The organism is Leptospira idonii (genome assembly GCF_004770995.1).
In the GTDB taxonomy this organism is placed as follows: Bacteria; Spirochaetota; Leptospiria; order Leptospirales; family Leptospiraceae; genus Leptospira_A; species Leptospira_A idonii.
In genome coordinates this window covers 1-14,987 of the sequence record NZ_RQHW01000027.1, presented here as the reverse complement: position 1 = coordinate 14,987, position 14,987 = coordinate 1, and the positions used below count along the sequence as shown (strand labels likewise).

Genomic DNA, 14,987 nt, shown 5'->3' with positions numbered 1-14,987 from the left:
TCTTTTTGCCTTTTTTATCGCTTCTTCCAAAATTTGCTTCTGATTTTGTAAAGCAGTGATCTTCGTTTTAACTTTTACCAACTCTGCTTTTAAAGATTCGAGACTTTGTGATTTTGGGCGGATCGTTTTAACAGTCGTTGTTTTTAGTGGACGAACAAATTCTCTGAAATTTGCCCTTTGTGGGTAGTTGCCCGTTTTTTCATGAACCGAAATCAAATGTTCGATTGATTTTTTTCTGTTTTCTTTATCTAATGGGGCAAGTTCTGTAAACAGGCTTGTAGGGATTTGAAAAATAGGATCCCCTAGTTTGTATTGCGCTGATATTTGGGCTTCTTTTAGAATTTCCGCATGTGCAATTTTTGTTTTCACCCATTGGGTCGACTTATTTAACCTTTTGGCTATTCCTTCGTTAGTTTCATTATTTCTTTTTTTTAGTTCTTGCAGAGAGATCGCAAGATCTGAATCCGTTAAGTCTTCTCTTTGCAAGTTTTCTATAAGTTTAATTTCAGGGAGCTTGGTGATATCAATTTGTTCAACATTCTTGATATTCGCTGCTATAAATTTTTTCTTTAAAAAAAGATGGGCTCTATATCTCCTTTCTCCGTTGATTAATTCATATTTACCGTCTTTTTTTCTTACTACGATCGGCTGAAGCAATCCGTATTGTTTAATGGACTCTGCAAGTTCATGGATCGTAGAATCATTAAATGTTTTTCTAGGATTACCTTTTATTATAATCTCATCGATAGGTATGTCTATTGTCTGATAAGACGATACTTGTTTTTCATTTAGAAATGGGTTTGAACTACTTTGTCTCTGTGTCGATTTTGAAAGAAGTGATGCTGGGTCAAATTTGATTTTTGTTTTCATTTTTCGCTCCAATATGATAAGGTACGCCGGCGTACTATTTTAATTTATCTGCTAATGCCTCAAAAGACTTCCAAGGTCCTGTGCCCTCTTGTAGGGGTTTGCCGGTTTCAGTTCGGTCCTTTATTCCTTCATTTTTAGGAATAGGATCTAAGATTTTCAGAGAGCGTATTGAGTTTAATTTTTCAAGCAAATCTGTCTGTTTTTGCGAGCTACCCCATTGAGAAGGAAGTATATATACTGATTTTTTCTTTCCTGCATCATCGAACCGTTCCGCTTCTTCTATCTTCTTTAATACTTGGGCAACGGTTCTTACTGCCCATTTGGAAGGAGTGACGGGAATCAAAATAATGGAAGCCGGCAGATAAGAAGTTATGTTTTCTGCTGAGCCGGAACCTGGTGTATCTATAACTATATATTTGTAATCCGTTTTCTGTAAAACATTTCTAAGACGGGGTACCATTGAGAAATCTTTAGAGGCAAGATAACTTAAATCGGATAATTCAATAATGGAGGGTAATACGTCGACTCCGTTGGATTTTTTTACAGATTCTGCGATTGTAGTTTCTGCATTTAATACGGTTAAAGTATTTCCTGAATCGAAAAATTCTACCGGTTCATCCGGAAAGAAAAAATCAGAAAGATCCGCTTGAGGATCCATATCGACTGCAAGAGTTTTTCCTTTTTTGGATAATGCCATGGCAAGATGGATTGCGGTAGTAGATTTGGATGTCCCGCCCTTGATATTGGCTACGGTAATGATTTTCATTTGTATTTGAGAATGCTACGATTTCAAATACTGGCAAGATAAAATTATGTCGTTTAGCAAAAACGTAGAAGTACGCCGGCGTACTTCGTCGGGAAAGAAAGGTTTAGTAAAAAAACCAAAAAATATGTCACAAAAATTAGCCCACAGGTAACAATATTAAGCAGGATGGCATTTCGAATATTTGGTTGCTAGTTCAAACATTCGAAATTGCAGTAGGGTAGGGGTTATTTTGCCAAATTAGTAGTAAATAGATCGTTTTCCCATTTTCCTGTTTTCAAAGCAGCACCTTCAGAGGAAAATAATGTGCCGTAACCGTGCCGTTTCCCGTCCTTCCAGTCTCCTATGTATCTAGTACCATTGTCGTATATATAAATTCCTTGCCCGTTTATAACGATTCCGTCTTTATAAAAACCTTTTAGCACAACCTTGCTCGGAAGGGTAACTATAGTGTCTCCGTTGGGCTCCCCTTCAATAAAAGATCCCTCTAGAACGGTGCTGTCAGGCCAAGTGAACCTTCCTTTCCCGCTTTTTTTGTTTCGTTTAAAGCTCCCTTCATAGATGGATCCGTCGGAGTAGGAATATTTTCCGTATCCGTTTTTTTCTCCCCGATGCCAATAACCTTCATATTTATCTCCATTGGATGCAATAAAAGTGCCGAAGTCATGGAATTTACTATTATAGAAACTACCGACATAATAAGAACCGTCACGTAGCTCCAGAGTGCCGAATCCGATCTTGCAATTTCCATTGATGCATTTAGGGCTTACTCTTGAGACATAAAAAATTACTGCGGAAGCGAGTAATATTATTACTGTGAAGAGTATTATTATAGTTTTGCGGTATTTTTTTAAGTTTTGTAAAAACATGTATAACGAGTAAAATTATGATTTTATTAAAAAAGTCAATTTCATTTTCAAGAAATAGCTTTTCATAATACGATGATTATATAGTGATATTCTATATATGAAACTTACAACGATTAAAAGGCAGATATTTGTTATCTTTGTTATTTTTGCGCAGATTTTCTCTTCGCAAATGTGTGCAGAGTCAAAATCAGAAGATATGAACAGTAAATTCCAGGCAACAGAGAAAAACAACGAGGGCATCCGATACCTACAAGCGAAAGATATTGGAAAAGCAAAAGAACTCTTCGAAGAAGCATTTAAGTTGGACGGAACTTCTCCTGAATATCCTTCTAATATTGGTTATTGCTATTTGATTTCGAATCAGCTTGATGAAGCTGAGAAATATTTCAAAAAATCCCTGAATGTAGATTCTCGTTACTTTAGAGCTCACTACAATATGGGAGTTTTGCTGCAGACTAAAGGCGACATTGAAAATGCAAAAGAAAGTTATGCAAAAGCGGTGAATTCGAACCCATCTTTCCCTGAAGCGAATTATAATTTAGCTTTAATGTATATGAGACTAGGGCAGAAAAAATCGGCAATTGAGTATTTTGAGAAATTCATTAGTGTAGCTAGTCCTGATATGCAGCAACCTGTGAAAGACGCAAAACAAAGAATCATCGAGTTAAAAAAATGAAATTTCGAGCTTTTTGTGCAGTAGTTACCGCTTCTTTTCTTTTTGTGTCATGTGGCAAAGGAGAATCGGTTTATGATTTAATAGGAGAGATCCTTTCCGACAGGGAAGGGACGCCTTCCTTATTTCAATTAGGCGAAAAAAAGTTCTCTTTGTCCAAATTTAGGGACGAAACCAGGTTTCGGAGAATCATTCTTGAAAAGAAAAACCCTTTCTTGTCACCGGTTGAGGCGGAATTATATTTAAACGGATATATAGAAGAAACCGTATTGTTGCAACAGGCGCGACAAGAAGTAGATTTTAAATCCAAAGATTTTAAGGAATTTATTACTCCGTATTTAACTAAAGGAGTAATTGATTATTACTTTTTTGAAAAGACCGGCGGGGTGAAAGATTACAGAAATTTCGATTACGATTCTGATATCGTAAACGAAATGAAAGCAAAAGGAATTCTGAAGGAAAAGATTTCCAAAGAAGAGGAAAAGATGTTAGCGGAACTTGTCGTTTGGAGAAGGTTGGAACTAAATTCCAAGAAGAGACAAGAGGATATTAAACTCATGATCGCAAAGCTTAAAATTCAAAACAAAGTAACAGTTTTTCCGGTAAATAAGTAATTAATAATGTATAAAAAACTAATCCAATTCGTTCTTCTTTCCGCATTTATTTTCTCATCCTTCTATTGCAAAGATAAGGATAAAGCAATTGATCATTATGCGAAAGGAATTGAGTATTATTCAAAAAAGAAATTAGAGAAAGCAATTATTGAATTTTCTGAAGCAGCAAGTGCGGATTCTTCTTTTCTTCCTCCTCGGCTGATGAAAGGCAAATCCGAATACTATCTAGGAAAGTATGAAGATGCCTTAAAAACCTTTCAAACGATTGAGTCGGATTATCCTGGTAACGCGGCTTCTTTGACTTGGATCGGAAAAATATATATGCTCAGTTCCGATAAGAGAACAGAAGCCAAGAAATATTTAACATTGGCAGTTCAGTATGATGACAACCAAATCGATTCTCATTATTATTTGGGAAAACTATTTGAGCAGGAAGGTAATGTTAAGGATGCTTTGATTCAATATAATCATGGAATTGAAATCTCCAAAAGAGTCGATAAAATCAAACGCGATTTAGTTGAGATCTACAAAAATGCCGGTCTAGATTATGAAAGTCTAAATAAACCTTCCGTTACGCCTGTCGCTTCTTCTGCGACATCGGTCAAAAAAGAATCAAAAAAGGCAAAATGACTTTCAGAAAAAAAATAATTTCCATCGTTTTATTATCTGTTTTCGCCAATTGCACCAAGATCCCGACAGATGAGGATTTGATGGGCTTACTTGGCATACAGGTTACGGATGGTTATACGACTCCAAAAGTTTTATTTGTCAATCCTGGGAACGATAGCCGCAGCGTTCCTACTTCATCAAGTATCGTAATCGATTTTACAAAACCTATGGATAAAATGGCGATGGAATCTGCAGTTCAGTTATCCGCACCAGGAGGGAATACTTCATATACTCCTTCCTGGGTTTTTGACACAAGATTGATTTTGGACTTTGGTGAAGGGCTCACAAAAGGAAAAAGATACGAACTTACGTTAAATGCTTCCGCCTCGAAAGACAAAGACGGCAATAGATTATCAAAAAATTTTATTTCTTCTTTTTATACGGAAGGTGCGGAAAGCACTCCTAGCGTAGTAAGTTCCGATCCTCCTCCTTCCGATCAAATTCAGTTGGGATGGCCGCTCAATAAGAATTTAATGGTACAGTTTTCGGAACCTATGGATCCTGTGACTACTAATTCAGCCGTAGGCATTGAAGGCGCGACTGCACTTTATTCACCTGTATGGAATTCTGATTTCACAGTTCTTACTTTGCAGTTGAAAGGTCCTTTGACCTTGGGCGCAACGTATCGGCTGAGAGTGAATCCTACTGCAAAGAGCAAATTAGGTATAGGGATCGGAAAAGAATACTTAGTTGCTTTCGGTACAGGTTCCAATCTGGAAGTGCCTACTATTTCTGCTGACGTTGTTTTGGGTACACCATGGACAAGTTTGACACCGGAGCCTTACCTAAATACTCTTAACGGTGTTTCAAAATTCGATAAGTTCAGATTTAATTTTTCTACTCCGATGAAAACGAAAAATATAAGCGGGGAAATTCGCTTTAATCCAAGTATTGCGGGAAACTTTACTTGGCTAAGCGATAGAATATTGGAATTTTCTCCTTCTTCTCTACTTGAATCGGGAAGAACCTATCGATTGAGTATAGGCAGAGACTTTACGAGTGCGAGCGGAATATCATTGGACCAATCCTATAGCGTTGATTTTACCGTGGATGATATCCTCACAAGCACTGCAATTGTACCTTCGCAAGTGAACGGAAGGGCTTATGACAGCTCTTGTATCTTAGGAAGTGCGATCGATCAAACGATTCCGATTCCTCCCAATCTGAACGTAGCGTATCCGATTCTTCCCACTTATGCAGTGTTATGTACAATCCAATATGAGATGGAATTATTATTCAATACTGCAGGTGCATCAAGGCTTAAAATTTCAGGAGACGGAAGTGTATTTTCCGCAATCAGCATAGATTATGTATCCGGTCCTGTAGCATCTGCAACAATTCAACAAATCGATTATATTCCTACTGCAAATCCTCAAAGAGTACGGGTTAAGTTATCCGGGCTTTTGGCAGGCGCCAGGTTTTTGTTTAAAATCAAAGGTGGAACTAGCGGATTGAAAGACGGCAATGAGAACACTTTAGCAAACGACTTGGAATTTCTTTTTTATGGGAACTAGACTTTTTTACATTTTTCTCTGCAGTATTTTGATTCACTGTTCTCAATTATTAGATAACGGAGAAGGTCCTTTATCCTTTCTGCCGGAAGTTTCTTTATTGAAGTCTTCTACTCCTCCTAAAATTCTATTTGCAGATCCTCCTGATGGAGCCATAGGTATTTCCGAAGATACGCAAGTTCGGGTGATGTTTTCCGAAAAAATGAATCCTAACTATACTCAGTCGAGTTTCTCTCTGCTTAGAGAAGGGACTTCGATAGAAGGTAGTTTTTTATGGATAGATAACTTGCTTACCTTTACTCCTTATCGTCCTTTGACTGATCCGGGATTGTATACTTACAACATCTCTAAAGCTCGTGCCGAGAATTTAAACGGAGCGAATCTAATAGACGATTACAAAGCTAGTTTTAGTTATTCCAGAGATCTAGTGAAACCTAAAATCAGTCAGGTGCTTCCTGAGAACGGAGCGACTGGTGTTCCGACGAATACATTAATCACAGTTCAGTTTACGAAATCTATGGACCGTCTTTCCGTATTAGGTGCTATATCGGTATCACCTTCCGTAGAGTTGAATTTGGCGAACACAATCGTACTCAACGATGATAAAACATTTCAATTCGTCCCCAAATACCCTCTTAATTACGGTACAGTCTATCAAATACAAATTGCGGAGACTGCAAAGGACAAAAGCGGCAACCAGTTGAGCCAATCTTCCAGTACAGTCTTTACGGTAGGGGATGATTTGGTGGCTCCATTGCTGACTTCTGTGAGCACTACTTCCGTAACGAACTTCTTAAACCAAGAGATCTTTCTTGTGAACGGAGTGAACAAAAATGACTCCATATTGTTGGAATTTTCAAAGCCGGTTCAGCCTTTAAGTGTTTTGAACGGAATTAGAATCAGCCCTTCTAAAACATTCACTGTCTCTCAGCTTTCTCCTATTTCATTTGAAGTGAAATTCGCTGACAAATTGGATGCGGTCACCATTTACGAGATTTCTATCGGAGATGCGATCATCGACTTTCAAAACAACAAATTAGGTAAAACATACGTATATAACGTAAAAACAATTGGAGATCAAACTCAGAAAATTCAATTGAGAGGTTTTTTCTCCAATAGCGCTTTCACTACCAGCTTATATGAAGATCGAATCAATCTGTCTTCACCTCCGCTAACTCCTTGTGCATCTGCGACAGAATGTGATCAAAATCTTTATATCCGATTCTGTTACGGAGAAACCAGAGCCACATGTACGGATACTTTGACTGCAAACGGTCAAATACTTCTATCTTCTTTAAGAATGACGATCTCAAGGGATTTTGGTCAGCCGATAGGAGCGAATCAGGAATATTTTGAAAATCCAGTAGATGCGACTCCTGGAGCATTAGCACCTAACGTCATTGCATTTTCGACTGTTGCTAAATACTTGGACAGAGGATCCACTTATTCTATTACTGTAAAAGGCGGTACGAGCGGTTTACGGGACAATCACGGAAATTATATGGATAGTGATCAAACGATCATCGTTCGTTTTCCATAACAATGGTTAAATATTTTTTAGAAAACCGCGTTACAACTACGGTTCTGCTGTCACTTTTAATCCTTCTTGGATTGATCAGTTTGAATCAGTTGAGAATCGAGTTGTTTCCTAAGATTTCAATCCCTACGATAACAGTAGTGACTCAATATCAAAACGCTTCTATCGAAGAGGTAGAGCTGTTGGTAAGTAAACCGATTGAAGAGGTGGTTGCATCCGCAGAAGGCGTCGATGATGTCTATTCCGAGACGATGGAAGGTATGTCTATCGTAAGAATCCGCCTAAAATGGGGAAGCGAAGTAGATTTAGCAGCCATCGCCATCAGAGAGAAGCTGGATTTGGTGAAAGGTGCTTTGCCGATAGACGTCAAAAAACCGATTGTTTTGAAATTCGATCCTAACGACGCACCTATACTTCGTATTGTCGCTAAAAATAAAAATTTAGATTTCAAACTTCTCCGTAATTTTATCAAAAAAAATATTGTTCCCTTGATTGAAAAAGCAAACGGCGTCGCCACTATATCGTTATCTGGCGGGCACGAACGGAGAATTTTGGTCGAGGTAGATGCGAGCCGTCTTAGATCTTATGGTCTATCCACAAATCACATCGTGGGGCAGATTGATGCGAATAATATCAATATTCCATCCGGTAACTTGATTGTAGGAGAGGAGGAAATTCTAATCAGATCCGTAGGTGCATTCCAAAATGTCGAAGAAATAAATAATTTAATTATTAAAACTACGGAATCTCAAGCTCCCGTTTACTTATCTAATATCGCAAAAGTGATAGATTCGTTCAAAGAACAAACGAGCGCATGTAAAATTAATGAAGAAAATTGCGTACTGATCGATATCAGAAAAGAAGCCGGTAAAAATACTGTCGCAGTTTCCAGTGAAGTTTCAGAGTTAATTCAAGAAATCAATCATAGATTTTCAAACGAGCTGGAACTTGAAATCATTGAAGACAAATCCCGGATTATCACTAGCTCCGTTGCTGATGTCGCTACTTCGATCATTTTATCCATTTCTCTTTGTTTTTTGATTTTAACGATATTCACAGGTTCTTGGCCGGATGCGATTTTAGTTACACTTTCTATTCCTACTTCAATTTTGATCGTTTTTGTGATCATGCACTTTCTGGATCAATCGATCAATCTAATGTCTTTGGGAGGAATCGCAGTCGGAGTAGGGTTGATGGTGGATTCTTCTATTGTCGTTTTAGAATCGATTCATAAAGAGAAGAAAGACGGTAAGGAAACATTTATAGCTATCTCGGAAGGGGCTTCTAAAATAGCTTTTGCATTAGTAATTTCGAATATTACATCAATTGTTGTTTTTTTGCCGAATCTGTATTTAAAAGGTCTGGAAGGAATCATTTTTAAAGATTTTGCAATCAGTGTTTGTATATGCCTTGCCGCTTCCTTAATCGTATCCCTTGTTTTTCTACCTTTTTTCAACTTAAAGTTTTCCATGAAGACCGATCAAGATTCGAAAATCAGTCGGTACAGCAAAAAACTTACCAATCAATTGGAAGATTTTTATATATCTAAACTTGCTCTTTTGAACAAGACTCCTAAGGTTCCTATTTATTTCGGTATTCTATCTTTGGTGATTGCGTTCGGTTTGGCTTTTTTAATTCCGGTAAGCTTAATGCCGAATGTGGAGAGAAAAGAACTTACTGTTAAGTTATCTTTGCCGCTTGGAACTAGATTGATCACTACCGTCGCATTGGTGGAAAAAATAGAATCGTTAGCCGCCGCTGTCGATCCTGAAATCGTTGCTTTAAGTAAAGTCGGTTTCGAAGAAAGGGAACTTTTATTATTCCCTACGACCGATTTCGGATTAAATCGTTCCGAGATATACCTTCGTTTCCCCGGTTATTCATCAAAACAAAAATTTTTGGAACAACTTCAGTCAGAAGTTCTTCTGAAAGAAAACATAAAGGTTAAGTTTAGCGGTGACGGAGACTTACTTGCAGAAGTGCTGCCTTATTCCTTTCAACAAGTTAATTTTGAAGTATCAGGGTCTAACTTCGATTCGATCCGTAAATCAGTAACGGGAGCGAAATCCATTTTAAGTTCGTCGTTAGGTTGGACGGATGTGATCACTTCTTTCGATGAAGAATTAAGTGATATTAGAATCAAATTCGATAGGGCGAGAATGGCTTCTTTCGGTATTTCGAGCAGTAGTGTGGGGGATTCGATTCGTGTTCTTTTAAAAGGGGATGAAACCAATTTTTATAGAATCAAAGATGAGGAAGTTCCGATTCTGGTTCGCTCGAGTGAATCCGGAAGGAGAGGTGTTAATAATCTAACGGATCTGAATATACAGATTGCGGAGGATAAAAGCATTCGACTTCAAGATTTTGCTAATTTGATTTTTGCGCAATCTCCTAGAATCGTAAATCGCCATAACGGCAAAAGAGTAGGATATCTTTCCAAAGATATCGAAGGCAAAAGTTTAAGCAGTACGTATGGAGATGCAGTCTCGGTTCTCAAACTTGATGAATTCGATGAAAACGGGAACTTTTTGGATTTTGGAGAGAATAAAAAACTCTTAGACGGATCCGTTTCAGGGCTAGGAATCGCACTCTTGTTTTCAATCATTCTAGTGTATATGACACTGGCTGCGGCAATGGAAAGTTATTTGCTTCCACTAGTGATTCTATTCTCGATTTTTCTTTCCGCATTCGGTATATGCACAAGCTTACTTATATTTGGCGAATCTATTAACATGATGTCCATTTTAGGATCGATTCTCCTTGCGGGTATTGTTGTTAATAACGCAATTTTGATTGTGGAATTTTATAGGGACGAAAGGAAGTCGTTTCAAAATATCGATGAATTGATATTAGTCGGCGCAAGAACAAGATTAATTCCTATCCTTTCTACTACGATTACTTCCTTATTGGGTCTTGTTCCTTTGCTTGTGGCAATGGGCGAATCCAGTTCGCAAAGATCACTTGCAGCAGCAATCTTCGGAGGATTGTTATTTTCAACGATCGTGAGTTTGTTCTTTGTTCCTGCTGTCTGCAAAATCCTGATCGAAAAAGGATTGATGGAAAAATAAATTGCTCGAACTAATTCACAAGCTAAGTCACAGAAAAGTCACCGTTCTTATGTTGGTCTTAGGAATGGTAGGATTCGGAATCGCTTCTTATCATGAACTTTCTTTCGAACTTATGCCCAAGAAAGAAACGAGTATTCTTTCTATTATCACTCGTTATCCTGGGAATGCCCCTTCTCGTATTGAAGAATTGATCACAAAGCCGATTGAAAATCAGATCGTAGGAATCGGAGGTATAGAAAAAATTCTTTCCTCTTCCGAAGAAGGAGAATCTAAGATAACGATTTTCTTTCAAGATAAGGAAGTGCTGAAGTATAAAGCGGTAGAAATCAAATCGAAAGTAGATATGATTCGGGATAAGTTTCCCAGAGAGGTAGAGGAACCGTATGTAGTTCGTTTCAATCCGGATGATAGACCCATGTTTATCATTAAATTAGCTTCGAGCGGAGAAGACCTTAAATCTTTAAGAGAACTTGCTGAGAAAAAATACAAAACCATTTTGGAGAAGATTCCAGGAGTAGGGGAGGTGCTAGTAATCGGAGGTAGATACAGGGAAGTCCGTATTGACTTAAACAAAGGAAAAATGTTAGGAGCCCGTGTGAATCCGAATGCCGTCATGGAATCGATCCGTAATATAAATCGGGATTCATATTTAGGTAAAGTGATCAACGAACAAAACCAAGATGTTGAGGTTCGCATCAAGAATCGAATCCATACTATCTCTGAACTGAAAGATATCATGATTCCGGTAGGAGAAAGCTCAATTTTAGTTAAGCTGGAACAAATCGCAGATATCTATGACGGTGCAAGAGACTTGGAAGATTTAAGCAGAGAGAAAGGCGAAGAAAACGTTACCATTCAGATCAAAAGAAATAGTCAGGCAAATATTATAGATACATGTGCAGGGTTAAGAAAACAAGTGGATTCCTTAGGGCTACCTCCCGGAGCTTGGGAAATCGCTTACGATCAATCTCAATATATCTCTTCCGCCATTTCAAGTGTCGTCCAATCCGCTTTGATTGGAGCTGTTGCTTGCTGTGCAGTTATATTTCTATTTCTTCGAAACTCCATCTATACCATTATTATTTGTATCACAATCCCTATCGCTATTCTGATTTCTTTTTGCATTCTACATTTTTTTGGAACAACGTTGAATGTAATGACCTTAGCGGGGTTAGCTTTAGGGATAGGAGTGTTGATAGATAGTTCGATCGTTATGATCGAAAGGATCAATGAAAACCTAAAAACAGATCCAGGTAATGCGATATCAAAATCGATAGGAGATTTGTGGAAGGAACTTTTTGCTTCTTCGATTACGAATATCATTGTTTTTGTTCCTCTTTTATTCGCCTCTAAGGAATTAAGATCTAATTTTCAAGACTTAGCTATTTCCGTATCCGCTTGTATCATTATTTCTTATTTCCTTTCGGTTCTGTTTGTTCCTACGATCGCAAGAAGTTTACTTTCTTATAAGAAGGAAGATATTGATTTAACATTCGTGTGGGAACGTTTCTGGCGCAAAGATTATACCAAATTTCTTGAGATTAGTAAGGAGAAATCAAAGCAAATTTTTTCTCTTCTCAATCGATATACAAAAGTAAACTGGCTTCGTTTTCAAATTCTGATTTGTCTTTTAGGCATCGTTTGTGTGATACAAATAAGAAAAGAGTATATCGACTTTCAGGGAGGAAAGGAACTACAAGCGAGTGTAGAATTAAAGACTGGAACAAATCTTGAAATCACAAGCCAGATAGTATCCCAAGTGGAAAAGTTAATCTCAGAACAACCATTTGTTGAAAAGGTTTCAACTAAGGTTGAAAAATGGCATGCCGATTTGATCGTGAAAATCGATGTCTCTAAGACAAACGATAAATTAGAGACGATTAAAGAAAAGTTAAATGAGATCACTTCCCATTTGGAAGGAGTGTTTGTTTATTATGCGGATGTGAATAGCTTCGGCAACAGTAAAGAGCTGGATATCGATATCATCGGAGACGAGACAAGCGAATTGAAAAAAATCGCAGGTGAACTTGCCAAAGAGATTCAGTCGATTCCGGAAACGGATCAGGTCGTTTATCGCTTTCGAGAGGGCAAGAAGGAATATCAAGTAAACCTGAATCGAGAAAAGATTGTTTTAGCAGGATTAAATACAAGGGATATTACCGAATTTGCCAGAACGGCGATTCAAGGTTCCATACCTACAAAATTTTTCGATAAAGACAAAGAAGTAGATATTCGTGTCAGATTCAGAAATAACGATCGAAAGGAAATTGATGATTTGATGTTTTCCCTTCTTCCCGTAGAGAAAAAATCAGTTTCTTTGAAGGAAATGGGCTTTGTAAAGTTAGGTGAAGCAGACACGAGGATTAACCGTAAAAATAAAAGAAGGATGGTAACGATCACTTCCACATTTAAAAATGTCGGTTTAAGCGAATATGCAGATCTAGTTGAGAAGAGACTGGAGACAGTTTCCTTCCCGTTGAACTATTTTTATGAATTCGGAGAGTCGATTAAAAAAATAAGAAAGAACCAAATCGAAATGATAGGGTTTATTTTATTCGCGATTTTTCTGACTTATTCCGTACTTTCGATTTTGTTTCAATCTATGTTGTACAGCGTTCCCATTATGCTGATGGTTCCGGTTAATATTTTATCTACAACGTTTTTCTTATATATTTTAGGAGAATCTTATAATGTTTCCGTTTATATCGGATTTATCCTTCTTTCCGGTTTGGCGATCAATAACTCTATTATGATTTTGGAAAATTATTTCAGAATCGAAAACGAAGATATGAGTTTGCAGGAGAAAATACAATCCGCCGTTTTAGGAAGAAAGAGAGCTATGCAGATGACTACCTTGACGACTATCATTGCACTTTTTCCGGCTATCTTTTCAAGTTCGGAAGGATCCGAGTTTTGGCGACCCATGTCTCTTTCCGTGATTATAGGAATGACTATTTCTTATGTGGGAGCGATTCACTTTTTCCCTCATCTCTTAATCTGGACGAACCGTATCAAAGATAAAAAATTTAAGTTAAGTTCACTCATCCCATCTTTGACCATTCGTAAGAGACTCTAGTCCTTTTAGAACGATTTTATCACCTTCTCCAATTTCCCCATGAATCATAACTTTATCGTTCTCGATGCTTTCCACTTGAACTTCTTTAGAAAAACATAATTCGTTGTTCCCAACATAATAGATCGTTCCTTTTGTTTTGTCTTCAGAAAGTATAATCCCTGTTTTTGGAATCAAAAAACCAGAATTTGGTAATGTATAAGAATAACTCGCTCTTGCAAACATACCGGGCTTTAATTTTTTCCCTTCATTCTTATAAATAACTTTAATCTCCGCAGTTCTGGATTGCGCATCCAGTATAGGAGAGACGATAAAGATTTTCCCTTTACGAGGAGGTTCGTTTGTAAGCGCATCAATTGTGAAGTCGATATATTTTCCTTCTTGGAATTTCGGTAGATCGGACTCACTCACAGGGAAAGTTAGAAATACTTCGGCATCATCTACGATAATATATACAGGCTGTCCCTCTTTTGTGGCTTCACCGACATAGAGAGATCGTACTGCGACTCTTCCTGATAAAGGAGAAAGCAAAGTGGATTCTTTGATTAATAATTTTGTAGTTTCAATATTTGCTAAAGTCGCTTTTAGATTGGCATTTGCCATTTCCAACTCTGCCTTCTCGATGATCGTATTCAAATCCACAAATGCATCGTTTAATTTGGAGGGATCCTTAGGGACGGGGATTCCTCCTCTTTGTAAATCTTCTACTCTATAGCCGACTTGGATGGATGAGTAATTTTTCTTTGCTTTGAAATAGGCAGTTTCACCGGATACTAAAGCTGTTTCAACTCCTTTGAGTTCTGTTTCAGAGACCCCTCCTATTTCAAACAGATCTTTTTTATTATGATGAGTTCTGTTCAAATTGTCCAAATTTGCTTTTGCTTCATCCACTTCTGCTTTCGCTTTTTCAATATTGGCAAGATCTTTCTCAGTTCTTTGTTTTGCCTGAATATATTTTGCACGCGCTAAATCGATTTGTCTGTTCTGCACTTCTACGGAAGCTTCGTCCTTACGAAGTTGAAGTTCTAAATTGAGAGTTTCTACTTTTGCTAAGGCATCCCCTTTATTGACTTTTTCTCCTTGTTCTTTGAAGATTTTTTCAATCCTTCCTTGAACTTTAGAGCTTACCTCCGCCTTATCTTTATGAGCGACAGCACCTAATAATGTAATTGTGATTTCTTTGTCAGAATCCTGCAGAGTATAAAGTTCTCGTACGGGCATTTTCTTTTTGGAAGCATTTTTGTCGTTTGCATCCGAACAAAAAAAGACTGTAGGTATCAGTAGGAATAGAATATATTTTCTGTTTGTGCTTTGATTGTTGATCATATGTTTAAATTATT

At 37.6% G+C, this 14,987-nt stretch carries 11 protein-coding genes; 7 read left to right on the top strand and 4 right to left on the bottom strand.

Annotated elements, in window-relative coordinates; all coding sequences use genetic code 11:
* From EHS15_RS07055 to EHS15_RS07045, 3 genes are all read right to left on the bottom strand, one after another.
* On the bottom strand, positions 1–870 hold an 870-nt coding region (locus EHS15_RS07055; protein WP_135759858.1), incomplete at its 3' end, for a ParB/RepB/Spo0J family partition protein.
* A gap of 34 nt (positions 871–904) precedes the next feature.
* Entirely contained in the window at positions 905–1,636 is a 732-nt protein-coding gene (locus tag EHS15_RS07050) for a ParA family protein (protein WP_135759857.1), read from the bottom strand.
* A gap of 224 nt (positions 1,637–1,860) precedes the next feature.
* Positions 1,861–2,502 (bottom strand): MORN repeat-containing protein, encoded by a 642-nt coding sequence (locus EHS15_RS07045; protein WP_135759856.1) that lies wholly within the window; start codon positions 2,500–2,502, stop codon positions 1,861–1,863.
* A 97-nt stretch (positions 2,503–2,599) separates the two neighbouring features.
* On the opposite strand from EHS15_RS07045, the gene EHS15_RS07040 reads away from it, so the two are divergent.
* From EHS15_RS07040 to EHS15_RS07010, 7 genes are all read left to right on the top strand, one after another.
* Entirely contained in the window at positions 2,600–3,178 is a 579-nt protein-coding gene (locus EHS15_RS07040) for a tetratricopeptide repeat protein (protein ID WP_135759855.1), read from the top strand.
* A gap of 212 nt (positions 3,179–3,390) precedes the next feature.
* Positions 3,391–3,789, top strand: coding sequence for a hypothetical protein (locus EHS15_RS07035; protein ID WP_135759854.1), 399 nt, complete (start codon positions 3,391–3,393; stop codon positions 3,787–3,789).
* A 6-nt stretch (positions 3,790–3,795) separates the two neighbouring features.
* Positions 3,796–4,419: a tetratricopeptide repeat protein gene (locus EHS15_RS07030; RefSeq protein ID WP_135759853.1), complete on the top strand. Its 624-nt coding sequence runs from the start codon at positions 3,796–3,798 to the stop codon at positions 4,417–4,419.
* Positions 4,416–5,972, top strand: coding sequence for an Ig-like domain-containing domain (locus EHS15_RS07025; protein WP_135759852.1), 1,557 nt, complete (start codon positions 4,416–4,418; stop codon positions 5,970–5,972). The genes EHS15_RS07030 and EHS15_RS07025 overlap by 4 nt, the downstream gene beginning before the upstream one ends.
* Positions 5,962–7,509: an Ig-like domain-containing domain gene (locus EHS15_RS07020; protein WP_135759851.1), complete on the top strand. Its 1,548-nt coding sequence runs from the start codon at positions 5,962–5,964 to the stop codon at positions 7,507–7,509. The genes EHS15_RS07025 and EHS15_RS07020 overlap by 11 nt, the downstream gene beginning before the upstream one ends.
* A 2-nt stretch (positions 7,510–7,511) precedes the next feature.
* Positions 7,512–10,574 carry an efflux RND transporter permease subunit gene (locus EHS15_RS07015; protein ID WP_135759850.1) on the top strand — a complete coding sequence of 1,021 codons (3,063 nt, stop codon included), beginning with the start codon at positions 7,512–7,514 and terminating at the stop codon, positions 10,572–10,574.
* Position 10,575: 1 nt separating this feature from the next.
* Positions 10,576–13,650, top strand: a complete 3,075-nt coding sequence (locus tag EHS15_RS07010) for an efflux RND transporter permease subunit (protein ID WP_135759849.1) — start codon at positions 10,576–10,578, stop codon at positions 13,648–13,650.
* On the opposite strand, the gene EHS15_RS07005 is transcribed toward EHS15_RS07010, so the two are convergent.
* The gene (locus tag EHS15_RS07005) at positions 13,612–14,868 is read right to left on the bottom strand and encodes an efflux RND transporter periplasmic adaptor subunit (protein ID WP_167884179.1); all 1,257 of its coding nucleotides are present in this window, start codon (positions 14,866–14,868) and stop codon (positions 13,612–13,614) included. The two genes, EHS15_RS07010 and EHS15_RS07005, sit on opposite strands and share 39 nt — an antisense overlap.
* Between the last annotated feature and the right edge of the window lie 119 nt (positions 14,869–14,987).